This is a genomic window from Marinomonas sp. BSi20584 (assembly GCF_002792415.1).
GTDB classification, from domain to species: Bacteria; Pseudomonadota; Gammaproteobacteria; order Pseudomonadales; family Marinomonadaceae; genus Marinomonas; species Marinomonas polaris.
The window spans coordinates 112,177-126,631 of sequence record NZ_KZ454882.1 but is presented as its reverse complement, the minus strand read 5'-3'; the positions used below and the strand labels follow the sequence as shown (position 1 = coordinate 126,631).

The following is a 14,455-nucleotide window of genomic DNA, read 5'->3' as shown; positions in this document are numbered from 1 at the left end:
AAGCGACGTGAAATTGTAAGACAGCGTTTTACGGTAAGGTATAAATGGCGCTTATGATAAAAGCGCCATTTTTGTAAAACGACGAGTAGAACAATTCAGTCGATCTATTAAGTAGGCTAATAAGTTAAGCCAAAATTGTAATCAAACAAGGTGTCTTTTTTCGCGTAGCCTGGTGCATCTGACTCGTTTTCAATGACAGCTGTTAGGTTGTTTGGTAAAGCAAATGGTAGCTTGCCTTGTGGTGCAAAGCGTCCAGAGATAACGTTCATAAGCGCTTTGTTGTTGACCCCAAAGCCTGCCAAAATAGCGCCTGCGCTTTTCAAGCCACTTGCCTCATCGAGTACATAAGGATTACGGAAGTAGATGTTAAGAATGGTGTTTTCGGCACCGATTTCTTCCATCACGGCTTGTATCTCTTCTAACGATGGCGAAATTTTCCACGAATCGGAAGCCGCCATGCTAGTAAAGGAAAGATTGTTTACTTCCCATGGAACTGGGCCGCCAAATATTAATCCTAGTCCAAACATATCATCTACACACAAGCGATTAACTTTTGGATACATGTTGCATGGATCTTCTGCCCCCCAAGTTTTATGGGTAAGTGGATTGATTAATTTTGGGTTATCGCCTGTTGTGCCATCTTTTGAACGATAACTACGTAATAATGGGCTGGCATTTTTAACTTCGATTCTTATTAAGGCATAGTCACTATTTTTTGCACTTGGTCTTGGCAGAGCCTTGCCATTGCTGTCTGTTGGCTCGCCATTAACGACTTTATAGCCATATGGTGTGACGTCGTTGGGCGCCATACCCATGACATATAAATGAGCGCCTTGTTTAAGCGGTAGCACCTTAGTTTTGTCAGCTTGAGTCTTATTTTGTAGTAAGACAATGGACTTCTGCATAATGTCCATGGCCTTTGTCTGGTGGCTCTCATTGCCTATAGTGAGTTGAGCTACTTCGCTTTTCACATAAGGATTTTCAAATAAGCCTAAATCAAACATAGGAGCTAATAGACGTTTTGCGGACTCATTGATGCGATCTTCTGTCAGCAATTTTTGATCTACTAAATCTGTAATTGTTTTTACATCATGGAAGCCTGAAATAGTATCGGCTCCAGCTTGGATAGACTGGGCAACACGCTCTGGAACCGTTTTATCTTCCAACCCCCATGCTCTGGCATCCACTATTCCAGTATCGGTATTCACGTAACCTTTAAAGCCAAGTTCATTACGAAGTAGGTCGGTAACGATTTGCTTAGAGAATGATGAACCTAGCTGCTCATACTTCACACCATTATGGACAACGTCAATCGGGACGCCATAGTAAGGCATGATAGAAGAGACGCCAGCATCAATCGCCGCTTGGAAAGGTTTAAGGTGTTCTTCAAACTGCCCGGCTGGATAGACTTGGTTTTTACCAAAGGAATAGTGCGGATCTAGCCCCATTTCCTGTGGGCCACCGCCCGGGAAATGCTTAAGTGTTAAAGCAATATTGGTATCTGGATTGACCGGCCCACCTTGTAAGCCTTTTACTAATCCAGTCATGATGCTCGCATCAAGGTCAGCATTTTCAGTGAATGTTTCATGGAAACGGTGCCAGCGAGGTTCGGTACCAAGGTCAGCCATATAACCATACATGCCGCGCAATCCAATAGAACGCCATTCGCTGCCAATGACCTCTGAAAAAGTTTTAATTATCTCCATGCCTTCTCCTGGGTGAAGTGCTTCTTCGCCCAAAACCGCTGCGGCTAAACCTGGCTCTTTAGGAAATTGGGTAAACGCGCCAGCAGCTTCGTTAATACCCACTTTTGGGTCTTTGTCGAAATGGTTTCGCGCATTGGATTTTTGTAAAACTGGAATGCCTAAACGGCTGTTTTCCGCCATTTCTTGGATGCGGTTCATATATTGAGCGGATTCTGCAGGTGTTAGTGATGATCCTGCGAAAATACCCCGATCAGGTTCGCATCTAGTATCGTTAGTGACCACGTTGCGAAAAATAAAACGGCGCATCTGTTGGCTGTTTATATAATGTTCTGCAGTGTCTTGCGGCAAGCCTTCACAGCCGCTGTTCAGAGTGTCAATCAGCATTAAGCCCGCTTTTTCTTGTAGTGTCATTTGGCTGATTAGGTTATCGACTCGAAGTTGTGTCGGGAGACGCCAATCTTCATATAGGTCTAGGTGGCCATTTTGATTTAGGTCTTTAAATGTTAAGCCATCAATAGATAACTTAGGTTTGATTTTGCTTACTAAGTTAGTTTGTTTGATATTAGCATTTTCGGTTAAATTGCCTTGAGAACTCGTGCTGCAGCCTGCTAACAGCGCAATCGCGCTGCTTAGAGTCAATAAGCGTCCCATGGACTTAGTGGTTGGATTTGTCATTATTATTTTCTCGCTTTAACCGTACAAAAGGAAAATTAGAAATCATAGCTAACTTTGGCCATGACGGTTGTGCCATCAAAGTTACTCGTTTTTCCATTACTGTCTAAGTAAGGTGTATTGTCGCTTCTGCCGCGTCGGAAAGATGAGTTTGGCCCACCTTTAAGGCTTAGTTCAAGTCCAGGAACTGCGGTTGGCGTATAGAAAATGGCACCGCCCAATTCATATTCGTATAAATTTTGTCCTTCGTATTCGAAGTTGAAACCATAGCGAGCGATTAGTCCTAATCTTACTTCCTGGCTGTATCGATGGAAGTAACTGAGTAATAGGACGTTCTCTTGATCGTTATAGAAGTCTTTAGTCAAGCCACTCGCGAGATTGCTATCTTCACCATATGAATTGCTTGAAAGGTTGTTTTCAAATCGGCCTAAGCTGCTATCTCTTTTCGCCGATACATAAGCGTAACCTAGGGAGAAAATACCAGAAGATAAAAAGAAATCGGTCTTAATTTCTGCAATATAAGCATCGTCATCAAAGAAGCGATTTTGATCGGACTGGGCTTTATATTTGGATAGCGCATCAACATAAACTAGTTTGGCGGAGACTTTTTTCGCTGCCAGTTTCTTACTGTAACCAAAAGACTGGCTTCTTAAGTAGTCTTGACCTTCACCGATGTAGTACTGGAAAGATTGACCATCGTTGTTGTAACCGGCTGCAACGGTATAGATGAAATCTATTGGCTTATTATCTTTGGTTAGTAATTCCTCTGTATCTGAGTCATTAGGTGAGCTGTACTCTGTTAAATAGCCCGCTTTCATATCCCATTTTTCTGCTGTTATCTCTGCTGTAATACCGTAGTAGGCGCTAGAAGTAACACTGCCTTCCCGTGATAGCGCACCAAAGTTCTTCAGCACACGAAGACCTTCATACAAATTGACATTAATATTGTCATCTGTCGTGAACTTTTGTTTTAGAAATGCTTCAGTAACTTTGTTAAAGCCTTCAGCGCTTCGTTGACCATTGTCGTCCACTTTCACCTGAGCAATACTTTTAGCAAAAAAAATCTCACCGTAATCAATCGGCTCAACGGCAAGTAAGCCTAGATTAAAACCATAATGATCATCCACATACACTGAATCAAAATCATACGAAGCAGATTGTACCCAGTTAAATATATCTGACTTTCCCGTTTTGTCGTTACGGCCACTTTGAACGTTATCATAGAAGTTTTTAAGGCCAAACTTATGATCACTTTCTGTTAAAAAATTGATAACACCGGCGTTTACGTAAGTGATAGGCGATAACATACATAGTGCAATAGCGGTTTTTTTCATGCTTTTCTCTCTTCTTATTTTTATATATTTTTGCATTTCTTGAAACTAGGTGTTCAAAACGTTGGCGTAAAAGAATGCCAAGCTGATCTTCATGCCCACTGATTTAAGAGCGTAGATTTCTAAAGAAACTTGTTCGCCCAGTGAGCGTTAACGTGGGTTGAAGGTTTTGATTAGTTTTTTTGTGTATTTGCATTGAACGGCAGGCGTTTTTAGCAATTTAGGGAAAAGCAGGTCCATCATATTGACTCCATATTATTATTTTTTTGCGACTAAATTAGCTTGCGTGGCTGTACATAAAAACGGTTGCCAAGCAAGTCGTAACCTTTGTTAAAAATCATGGTAGAGAAAAAAATAATATTCTTTAAATGAATAATATTTCTATTACGTATCTATGGTATCGATTTGACCATTGTGATAATAACAAGGCAGATTAAAGAAAAAGTGTGTGGTATTTCTTACATTACCAATCTGTTCAAAGCGAAAAAAGAGAATAAAAACAATGCATTTTCGAAAACTTGATCTGAATTTATTAGTGGCATTAGATGCCCTGATTCGTAATCAGAATGTGAGCATCGCTGCCGAAGAGCTACATTTGAGCCAATCAGCAATGAGCAGTTCTTTATCCCGTTTACGTCGCTATTTTAATGACGATCTATTGATCCAAACGGGTCGAAAAATGGTATTAAGCCCTCTTGCAGAGCAATTGGAAGAGCCAATTCGCGACATCTTGGTGAAAATCGATGCATCCATCATGCTTAAACCTGGGTTTGATCCAACCACATCTGATCGAGAGTTTCGCATTTGTGTGTCAGATTACATGCTGCATACGCTTATTCCTTATGTGATTGAGATGACGCAAAAGCAAGGCTGTACCGTGAAGTTAAATTTTCTTCCTCAGGTTAGTGACCCAAAGAATGAGCTAGATCGAGGAGAAGCTGATCTATTAATCCTGCCAGAAATTTTTTGTTCGGATTATCATCTAAGCGAGCCCTTAATCACCGATGAATTTGTTTGTGTCGTATGGGATCAAAGTGAGTTATCAAAAGAGGGAATGACGATGGACGCCTTTATGTCGGCGGGTCATATTTGTATGCAACCTCCTAATTCCAATCCATCTTTTGAAACCCATGCTTATGAGATGAAGGGAGTATCGCGCCGGATAGATGTCCGTACTTTTAGCTTTTCTTGTATCCCTAGCTTAGTCGTCGGAACCAATCTAATTGCCACGTTGCAAAAGCGGTTAATTGATAAATCTATTTTGCAGGGAATGGCTTTAAAATCCTTTGCAACGCCTGTTAAATTGCCTCTATTACGGGAAAGTATGCAGTGGCATAAGTATCAAAATGCCGACCTTGGCATCATCTGGTTACGGCAAGTATTTAAAGAAGCGGTTACTCGGCTTTAAATCGGTTGGCTATAGCCGATGAATGATGCCGATTTTGTTATTGAAAGGAGGTGGGAATAATCTAACGAATAGGTGGCTTAGAAGTGTACTCATTGATTGATTTTTTATGGGTGCACTAGTCATTCGCCACGAATGCGCGGCTTAGAAATATGCATTTATCTGATTCTTAAGTGGATCCGCTTTTGGGGCTCTGTATTAATTCATCTCCACTAAGAATGTCGTTTTAGATATGGCGTTCTATTGTCTGAAATATCGGTCAGGTTTGTTGTTGCGATAGTGTTTTGTCTTACCGTACTCGGCGGTTTTAAGCGCCTGCTTTTCTCGCACGTGTTCAGTATCTTCTATGCTCAGTTCTACTTGTTCACGTGGTGTCTGGTCTTTAGGGATAGTTCGCTTTCCTGGTGGCAAGTCAAATTGCTCAGATGGCACTCTTGTCAGGTTTTTAAACTTAACAGATAGAATATTTCCACTTTTTCCCACGCCTTGGATGGCACGGTGATTCTGATGATTTAATATTAGTAATACATGGTATTAATTTATTCGATATGTATCCCTATTAAAAATACATTAGCATGGAAAGATGGATGGGGAATGTGGAACGAGTAGATGATTTCATGACATATTCCTCAATGTTGCTCCATTAATGTTGAGAAAAAAATAATGAAAAAAACATCTCTGTTCACTAAATTTTCCATCTACTTTTATTTGTATTCACCAGAATCAAATACCAAGCTACTTTCGTCAAAAATCCTGCCCCATAAAACAACTTTATAATAATGACTATTAATGTACTCCTAAAAATTCATTTAGAGTGGAATGAAAGTTTCGAAAATACTATTAGTGGTGATTAAAGCCTTATCAGGTTTATAAACGATTGAACCCTAATTGCCGAATGAGATAATGATATGGAAATTATAAAAATAATTAATCGAACCGTCTTAGCTGTTGCAGTGTTTACATTTTCAAATTTGTCGATAAGCGCCTCAGCTTCAACCCCTCGTGAACAATTAATATTGGATACGGGCTGGAAATTTCTTTTTTCTGAAGGGGACAAAACAGATGTGTTTTTACAAAAAGATTTTGATGATAGCGTATGGCAAACCGTCAGTGTTCCACACACTTGGAATAATGTGGGTTATTACCAGAATGACACCACGTCTCACATCAACACTAAAAACAATATCAACAAGCAATATGGTATTGGTTGGTATCGGTTAAATTTCAATGTTTCCCCTACGAATTCAAAACAACAAGCATGGTTAGAATTTGATGCGGCGAGCCGAGTAGCCGAAGTGTGGCTAAATGGTGTGTACCTTGGTGAGCATCGAGGAGGCTTTACCCGCTTTCGTTTTGATGCGACTCAGGCTCTGTATTGGGATCAAAACAATGTGCTTGTTGTAAAAACGGATAATACAAAACCCACCGCAGAGTCATCAACAGCCGATACTCTGCCCATTGCAGGTGATTTCTTTGTTCATGGCGGACTTTATCGTCCAGTACGACTTGTTTTAACTGATCAAGTGCATTTCGACATGCTGGATTATGGTGGACCAGGTGTGTATGCCACCACCGATTTAAGTGAGCCGAAAAAGGCGCGAGTGACGCTGAATAGTCGTGTAAAAAATGACGCTGAGCAGTCTAAAAAGATACGAGTTATTTCTCAACTTGTAGATGCCAAGGGGAAAACGGTGGCTCAGGCAGAGCAAGCGTTAACAATTGAACCTAAAGCATTAGCGACGTTAAAACAGAACTTGGATCTCGCTAACCCTATTTTATGGCAAGGACAGGAGAATCCTTACTTATATACTCTGCGAACAGGAATTGTGGGATCAAATGATGTGGTCCTAGATTCGATGAGCCAGCAATACGGCCTGCGTAATATTGTGATATCTCCAGACAAAGGTTTTATTCTCAATGGTAAGCCACTGCGTTTACAGGGTGTCGCTTATCACCAAGATAAAGAGGGGCCTGGTTGGGCCGTGAGTCCAGAGGATGTCAAACAGGATGTGGATTTGCTAGTTGAAATGGGCGCCAATACCATTCGCCTTGCTCATTACCCTCATGGCCAGCCTGTACATGAATTAGCCGATAAATATGGTTTGATTCTTTGGGATGAAATTCCTTTAGTGACAAGTTGGACGTATGGCAAAGATCATAAAGCGGTAAACGACGGGTTATTGGTCAATGCAGAATTGCAGTTAAAAGAAATGATCAAACAAAATTTCAACCACCCATCTGTCGCCTTGTGGGGTGTGGCGAATGAGGTGGATTTTGGTGCGGTCGTTCCTGCGTTTCTGGGAGCTACTCGTGGAAATACTCCTGACCCTATTCCTATTTTGAAGTCCTTGGCAGACATGGTTAAACAGTTGGATCCTAGCAGAGCCTCAACTCTTGCTAATTGCTGTGAAGCTAGAGAGGAAGTCAAAGATATCGATATTCCAAAAACATCGCCAGTGGCTGATACGGTTGGGCTTAATCGCTATTATGGCTGGTATTATGGAGACGTGGATGATTTTGGGCCGCACCTAGATGCCTTGCATGCGCAGTATCCAAATTTACCAATATCGGTAAGTGAGTATGGCGCAGGTGGCGCAGTGTCCTTACATACAGATAATTACTTAGGCGCTCCGGTCGACTCTAGAGGACACAACCAACCTGAAGAATACATGTCTTATGTGCATGAAGAGAATTGGCGTGTGATCGAGAGTAAACCATATCTGTTTGCAAGTTGGATCTGGAATGCATTTGATTTTGCTACCACGGTGCGAACAGAAGGCGATTCACATGATATCAACACTAAAGGACTGATTACCTACGATAGAGCGATAAAAAAAGACGCGTACTACTTTTATAAAGCGAATTGGACGACTAAGCCTATGGTGCATGTCACCTCAAGCCGTTATTCGCAGCGTCACTATCAGGTTACCGACGTTAAAGTGTATTCCAATCTTGATCGCACCGAATTGTGGTTGAATGGCACATCTTTGGGAGTTAAAGCCAACTGCTCATTAAATATTTGTGTGTGGTCAAATGTCAGTCTTAAAGCAGGCGACAATACTGTCGTAGCTAAAGGTGTTGGCAAAGAATCATTGGTTCAGGATGAAACGCATTGGCAGTTGAATGAAAGTCAGAGCAATAGCTACTTTATTGATGCTGGTGCATTAGTTGCTGCATCAACAAAAGAACATGCTTTTGGCTCAGATAACTTTTTTAATGGTGGTAAAGCCGCATCGTTTGACAAATTAGGTGGCTGGGGGCGTCCGCCAGTGAAGCCAGAGATTAATCAGACAGTAGATCGTGATTTGGCGACCACGTATCGCCGAGGGAACTTTCATTATGAACTGCCATTGAGCAATGGTCGCTACAAAGTGGTCTTACTGACGGTTGCTCCTTCGGATGCAGCAACATCGCGCTTTGTTGTAGAAGCAAATGGTCACAAAATTGTTGAAGTGAACGCGTTAAAGGCAGAATCTGGCGCAAACCCAACCGCTGAGTATCATACTGCAGAAGTTGACGTGGTAGATGGCCAGTTAAGTCTTCAATTTCTACCAGTTCAAGGTGATGCGTTCGTGTCCGCCATTGAAGTTACGCCAATCTAATTGTTATGCAGATAAATAAAATGCAAAAAGCCGAGACATTGTATTCACAATGTCTCGGCTTTTAATTTTCTATCCTTTGAATCTACTTACTGCCAAATTTCAACTCAATTACGGCCTTGGTCTTTCGAGCGATATAGTGAAGTTATCTTGTCCTATAGCTTCTGGTATGTCAAAAAGCCCTCAATAAACGATTGGTTTATTTTGATTTTTTCTTTATTTCGATTTCCTTGCACAAATTGAATATTGGTATTTAACTTTTCCCCATACCCAGTGACCGGTAAGACTCGATCAGCACATCCAGCATGGCCGCTGCGGCGATGGATAGGTTGGATCTGGGTTGGCAGATCACGCCAACTCGTCGGCGAATTTCGGGTGCTATAACGGGGCGGCAGATTGCGCCTTGTTCTATGGCTTGTTGTCGGCATAACGCTGGGACAACAGCGACGCCCATGCCTTCGCTGACCATGCGTCCTACCGTAGCAAGTTGGTGAGCATCAAACGCCACATTGAGTTCGATGCCTGCCTCATGGAGTGTGCTTTCTATCATGGCGCGAACGCTAGAAGGGCGTTGCAAGGTGATGAAATCGTATTCTAAAAGCGCCCGCCAACAAATCGTGTCTTGTCCTTCCAGTGGGTGATTTTTTGGCAAGATCGCGATAAACCTGTCTTCATAAAGTGGATGGAAAGACAAATCCACAAGGTTACTTGGCTCGAAGGAAATCCCCAGTTCTACTTGGTTGTTACGTACCATTTCTACAACCACATCGGATAACACATCGTCGATAGCTACCTGAATATTCGGGTACGAGGCATGGTAATTACGAATGGCTTTTGGCAGCAACGAAGCAGCAAAAGATGGCATGGAAGCAATGGTGATTTTGCCAAGCTGTAACGCAAAACGTTGCTTCATCTCGTCTTCAGCATTTTCCCATTGTGCCAATAACCGTCTGGCGATTGGCATCAAAGCTTCGCCTTCCGGTGTCAATGCAATATGACGTGTCGTGCGAGTCAGTAACTTCCCACCTAAATTATCTTCTAGGCTTTTAATTGACAGGCTCAACGCCGGCTGTGACAAATGCAACTGTGTGGCTGCGCTGGCAAAACTCATTGACTGAGCGACAGCGAGGAAGGCTTTTACTTGTTTAATATTCATAGATACCTTTGCACAATTACTGTGTTTGCCAATACTTACTCTAAAAGTCTTTTTATTGAGTTTTCGTCGTTAAATATATATTTGGAAAACTTATTAATAAATAGAAAAAACAAATTTAATTAATTTATCGCCTTGGGTCAAACTGGTTGGAAGTTAAAAGCTATCTAAAAATAATAAGACAGGAGAATTTATATGGCCGGTTTTGACAAAGTCGTCGCTTCTTATGAAGAAGCCATGATCGGGCTAGAAGATGATATGACGGTGCTTGCGGGCGGTTTTGGCCTGTGTGGTATCCCAGAAAACCTGATCGCTGAAATCAAGCGCAAAGGCACAAAAGGTTTAACCGTTGTGTCGAATAACTGCGGTGTGGATGGTTTTGGCTTGGGCATTTTGCTGGAAGACAAGCAAGTCCGCAAAATGGTGTCATCTTATGTTGGCGAAAATGCCTTGTTCGAAAAGCAATTATTGAATGGTGAGCTAGAAGTAGAACTCACTCCACAAGGTACCCTGGCGGAAAAAATGCGCGCTGGTGGCGCGGGTATTCCAGCTTTTTACACCGCCACTGGCGTCGGTACACCTGTCGCAGAGGGCAAAGAAACCAAAGAATTTAATGGTCGTGAATATCTTTTGGAAGAAGCCATAATCGGTGACTTCGCCATAGTTAAAGGATGGAAAGCAGACCGTTACGGTAATGTTATCTATCGTCATACCGCACAGAACTTCAATCCTTTGGCCGCAACCGCTGGCAAAATTACCGTTGTAGAAGTAGAAGAAATCGTCGAGATTGGCGAATTAGACCCTGCTCACATCCATACGCCCGGTATTTATGTGGATCGAGTCGTACTCGGTACATTTGAAAAACGCATCGAAAAAAGAACCGTTAAGACAGCAGAATAATAGAATAAAAAAGAGGTTTCTTATGTCACTTACTAGAGAGCAAATGGCGCAACGTGTTGCCCAAGAATTACAAGACGGTTTTTACGTCAACCTTGGTATCGGTATTCCTACCTTAGTTGCCAATTATGTCCCCAAAAATATGGCCGTCATGCTGCAATCTGAAAATGGTTTACTTGGTATGGGCGAGTTTCCTACCGAAGAAACCATTGATGCGGACATGATCAACGCGGGTAAACAAACTGTGACCACAGTGAAAGGCGCGTCGATTTTTTCCTCTGCTGAATCCTTTGCCATGATTCGTGGTGGTCATGTAGATTTGACCGTGTTGGGTGCATTCGAAGTGGATGTGAACGGCAATATTGCCTCGTGGATGATTCCCAATAAACTGATCAAAGGCATGGGCGGCGCGATGGATTTGGTCGCTGGCGCAGAAAATATTATTGTCACCATGACTCATGCTTCCAAAGATGGCGAATCAAAGCTGCTGTCTAATTGTTCTTTGCCTCTTACTGGCAAAGGTTGTATCAAAAAAGTTTTAACAGATTTAGCTTGGCTGGAAATTGAAAATGGCGCTTTTGTGTTGAAAGAAAGAGCACCGGGTGTTTCAGTGGAAGAAATTATCGAAAAAACTCAAGGCAAACTCATCGTGCCGGATCATGTTCCTGAAATGACGTTTGTCTCTCTATAAGTGATAAATCATCAGATCAATAACGAATAATAACTACAGGAGCTTTTTATGAAAGCCGTTATCGTTGCTGCTGCAAGAACACCTATTGGTGCTTTTAATGGCGCTTTATCTTCGTTGAGTGCGGTGCAATTAGGCACTCAACTCTTGTCTGGCATGTTAGCCAAACAACCTATTTTGAAAGATCACATTGAAGAAGTAATTTTAGGCCAAGTACTGGCTGCAGGCTGCGGTCAAAACCCTGCTCGTCAAACAGCTATTCATGCAGGCTTACCAAAACATGTATCCGCTATGACGATTAATAAAGTCTGCGGTTCTGGCTTAAAAGCTGTGCAATTAGCGGCGCAAGCTGTGTTGAACGGTGATGCCAGCATGGTCGTTGCAGGTGGTCAAGAAAGCATGAGTCAAGCGGCACATGTGTTACCAAACAGTCGCTCTGGTAAAAAAATGGGCAACTGGGAACTGTTGGATTCCATGGTGACCGATGGTTTGTGGGATGCGTTTAACGATTATCATATGGGACAAACGGCTGAAAATATTGCTAATCGTTGGGATATTAGCCGCCAAGAGCAAGACGCTTTCGCCGCAAACTCCCAGCAAAAAGCTGCTCAAGCACAGGCTGCGGGTCGATTTGTTGAAGAGATTCTGCCTATCTCCATTCCTCAGCGTAAAGGCGAGCCTGTTATTGTCGATGCCGATGAACAAATTCGTCCTGATACTACCGCTGAATCTCTTGGCAAACTGCGTGCTGCGTTTGCTAAAGACGGCACAGTCACCGCAGGTAATGCGTCTACCTTGAACGATGGTGCTGCCATGGTGATAGTGACATCTGATGTAGAAGCTAAGCGTTTAGGTTTGCCGATTCTTGCTGTTATTGAAGCCGCGAATGGCGCGGGTGTTGATCCTGAAATCATGGGAACAGGCCCCATTGCCGCCACTCAAAAAGTGTTGAAGAAAGCTAATTGGCAAGTATCTGACTTGGATCTAATTGAAGCCAACGAAGCTTTTGCGGTACAAGCTTTGTGTGTCAACAAAGAGCTTGATTTGGATGCTAGTAAGGTGAACGTGAACGGTGGCGCGGTGGCCTTGGGCCATCCGATTGGTGCTTCGGGCTGTCGAATTCTGGTTACATTGCTCCATGAAATGCAACGTCAAGATCTTAAAAAAGGATTGGCGACCTTGTGTATTGGTGGCGGAATGGGCGTTGCTATGTTGGTTTCTCGCTAAGGAAATTGGCACAAAAAATCTAATTAATAAACGTAATAAGTGATGCAGAAAGGGGACTCCTAGTTAGTCTCTCTTTCTGTTTTTTGCTTTTTTCGTCCAATAAAAAATATAAAAAACAGGATAAAACTGATGAATACTCTCGAACAAAAACAAACAGGTTTACAAAAAGTAAGCCAATTCTTCGTTACTCTGTTGCAGCGCTACCTTCCTGATCCTTTCATTTTTGCCATCGTTTTAACTTTCGCCGTGTTTTTATTGGTTATGCCTAGTACCGGGCAGGGGCCAATGCAAGTGGTAAACGCGTGGGCAGGTGGGTTTTGGAACTTGCTTAGCTTCTCTATGCAGATGGCAATGGTCGTAGTAACAGGACATGCCATGGCGAGTGCGCCAGCGTTTAAGCGCAAGCTAGCCATGTTGGCAGGCGTTGCGAAAACACCAGGGCAAGCGATTATCTTGGTGACCGTTATCAGTGCGATGGCATGCTGGGTTAACTGGGGTTTTGGCTTAGTAGTAGGTGCTATCTTTGCTAAAGAAATTGCTGCTCGTGTAAAGGGGGTTGATTACCGTCTATTGATTGCTTCTGCTTACAGCGGTTTTTTGTTTTGGCATGGCGGGTTGTCTGGCTCTATTCCATTGTCTATTGCTGGTGGGGCGAATATTTCGAAAGTCACCAATGGCGCGGTGACCGGTCCTATTCCAACTTCTGAGACTATTTTCTCAACGATGAACCTAACTATTTTGGCGGTTATGTTTATCACGATTCCATTATTGAATCGTTTGATGCATCCCGCACCACAAGACACGGTTACTATTGACGCTGAATTATTAAAAGAGCAGGTCGTCGATACCCCAAATAAAGCGGATATGAGTCCGGCAGAACGTCTTGAAAATAGCCGTGTTTTGTCATTGCTTCTAGGTGTAATGGGCTTTGCTTATATTATTTATTACTTTGTGAATAATGGTTTTGCACTTAACTTAAACGTCGTTAACTTTACCTTCTTGTTTTCGGCTGTTTTATTACATGGAACACCAAAGAGTTTGTTGAGCTCGGTTTCTCAAGGAGCGCGTAACTGTTCTGGTATTTTGCTGCAATTTCCATTCTATGCTGGGATCATGGGGATGATGACAGCAACGGGTGATTCTGGTGCATCATTAGCTGGTGTGATTTCTCAGGCGTTTGTGTCTATCTCCAATGAAACGACTTTTCCGCTGTTCACTTTCTTGAGTGCAGGTATTGTTAACTTTTTTGTTCCATCCGGTGGTGGTCAGTGGGCGGTACAAGCGCCAATCATGATGCCAGCGGGCGCTGCATTGGGTGTTGATGCCGCGAAAACGGCTATGGCGATTGCTTGGGGTGATGCATGGACAAACATGATTCAACCATTCTGGGCATTGCCAGCGTTAGCAATTGCTGGGCTTGGTGCAAAAGACGTAATGGGTTATTGCTTGATGGCCTTAATCGGTTCTGGAGTGATTATTTCACTAGGTTTTTTGATTTTTTAAGAGATATCACTTAGCTAAGTTCGTCTGCCATTTTTCCTATTTGGCATTATATATAGAAACCTCTGTCTGGAAATGCCCGGCAGAGGTTTTTGTACTTTCATACCTCTATTTTTTGATGGTTTGTAAAAGTGCACAAAAGAATCGTATTCATAAGGGTTTCCTCACCAATTGTTCTTTTATGATTAAATTGTTATAGATGTAATCTAATGCAGTTTTTGCACCAAGATCTCTTTATAATTTACCTTTTTTATACTAACAAAGCAGGTGAGTAATG

At 42.5% G+C, this 14,455-nt stretch carries 9 protein-coding genes; 6 read left to right on the top strand and 3 right to left on the bottom strand.

The features are described from left to right. Nucleotides 1-116: 116 nt before the first annotated feature. Complete coding sequence (locus tag TY87_RS14135; RefSeq protein WP_100187562.1) at nucleotides 117-2,381, bottom strand: glycoside hydrolase family 3 protein; 2,265 nt, start codon at nucleotides 2,379-2,381, stop codon at nucleotides 117-119. A gap of 35 nt (nucleotides 2,382-2,416) precedes the next feature. Beyond that, the gene (locus TY87_RS14130) at nucleotides 2,417-3,712 is read right to left on the bottom strand and encodes a hypothetical protein (RefSeq protein ID WP_100187561.1); all 1,296 of its coding nucleotides are present in this window, start codon (nucleotides 3,710-3,712) and stop codon (nucleotides 2,417-2,419) included. 499 nt (nucleotides 3,713-4,211) lie between these two features. Here TY87_RS14130 and TY87_RS14125 point away from each other — a divergent pair, with 499 nt between their 5' ends. Together TY87_RS14125 and TY87_RS14115 are read left to right on the top strand one after the other, a co-directional pair. Further along, nucleotides 4,212-5,117, top strand: a complete 906-nt coding sequence (locus TY87_RS14125; protein ID WP_100187560.1) for a LysR family transcriptional regulator — start codon at nucleotides 4,212-4,214, stop codon at nucleotides 5,115-5,117. A 905-nt stretch (nucleotides 5,118-6,022) separates the two neighbouring features. Beyond that, complete coding sequence (locus TY87_RS14115) at nucleotides 6,023-8,716, top strand: glycoside hydrolase family 2 TIM barrel-domain containing protein (RefSeq protein WP_100187559.1); 2,694 nt, start codon at nucleotides 6,023-6,025, stop codon at nucleotides 8,714-8,716. A gap of 250 nt (nucleotides 8,717-8,966) precedes the next feature. Here TY87_RS14115 and TY87_RS14110 read toward each other — a convergent pair whose 3' ends face one another. Further along, complete coding sequence (locus TY87_RS14110; protein ID WP_100187558.1) at nucleotides 8,967-9,869, bottom strand: LysR family transcriptional regulator; 903 nt, start codon at nucleotides 9,867-9,869, stop codon at nucleotides 8,967-8,969. Between the two features lie 192 nt (nucleotides 9,870-10,061). Between TY87_RS14110 and TY87_RS14105 the strand changes: the two genes are divergently transcribed. From TY87_RS14105 to TY87_RS14090, 4 genes are all read left to right on the top strand, one after another. After that, nucleotides 10,062-10,766 carry a CoA transferase subunit A gene (locus TY87_RS14105; RefSeq protein WP_072838241.1) on the top strand — a complete coding sequence of 235 codons (705 nt, stop codon included), beginning with the start codon at nucleotides 10,062-10,064 and terminating at the stop codon, nucleotides 10,764-10,766. Nucleotides 10,767-10,788: 22 nt separating this feature from the next. Beyond that, on the top strand, nucleotides 10,789-11,454 hold the full coding sequence (locus TY87_RS14100; RefSeq protein WP_100187557.1) for a CoA transferase subunit B: 666 nt from the start codon (nucleotides 10,789-10,791) through the stop codon (nucleotides 11,452-11,454). Between the two features lie 48 nt (nucleotides 11,455-11,502). After that, the gene (locus TY87_RS14095; RefSeq protein ID WP_100187556.1) at nucleotides 11,503-12,678 is read left to right on the top strand and encodes an acetyl-CoA C-acetyltransferase; all 1,176 of its coding nucleotides are present in this window, start codon (nucleotides 11,503-11,505) and stop codon (nucleotides 12,676-12,678) included. A 129-nt stretch (nucleotides 12,679-12,807) separates the two neighbouring features. Next, nucleotides 12,808-14,181, top strand: coding sequence for a short-chain fatty acid transporter (locus TY87_RS14090; protein WP_100187555.1), 1,374 nt, complete (start codon nucleotides 12,808-12,810; stop codon nucleotides 14,179-14,181). Nucleotides 14,182-14,455: the final 274 nt, after the last annotated feature.

What these genes read in the sequence shown, in the direction of transcription:
- TY87_RS14135 (WP_100187562.1), bottom strand. Translation starts at nt 2,381, where the DNA reads ATGACAAATCCAACCACTAAGTCCATGGGACGCTTATTGACTCTAAGC.
- TY87_RS14130 (WP_100187561.1), bottom strand. Translation starts at nt 3,712, where the DNA reads ATGAAAAAAACCGCTATTGCACTATGTATGTTATCGCCTATCACTTAC.
- TY87_RS14110 (WP_100187558.1), bottom strand. Translation starts at nt 9,869, where the DNA reads ATGAATATTAAACAAGTAAAAGCCTTCCTCGCTGTCGCTCAGTCAATG.
- TY87_RS14090 (WP_100187555.1), top strand. Translation starts at nt 12,808, where the DNA reads ATGAATACTCTCGAACAAAAACAAACAGGTTTACAAAAAGTAAGCCAA.
- TY87_RS14125 (WP_100187560.1), top strand. Translation starts at nt 4,212, where the DNA reads ATGCATTTTCGAAAACTTGATCTGAATTTATTAGTGGCATTAGATGCC.
- TY87_RS14115 (WP_100187559.1), top strand. Translation starts at nt 6,023, where the DNA reads ATGGAAATTATAAAAATAATTAATCGAACCGTCTTAGCTGTTGCAGTG.
- TY87_RS14095 (WP_100187556.1), top strand. Translation starts at nt 11,503, where the DNA reads ATGAAAGCCGTTATCGTTGCTGCTGCAAGAACACCTATTGGTGCTTTT.
- TY87_RS14105 (WP_072838241.1), top strand. Translation starts at nt 10,062, where the DNA reads ATGGCCGGTTTTGACAAAGTCGTCGCTTCTTATGAAGAAGCCATGATC.
- TY87_RS14100 (WP_100187557.1), top strand. Translation starts at nt 10,789, where the DNA reads ATGTCACTTACTAGAGAGCAAATGGCGCAACGTGTTGCCCAAGAATTA.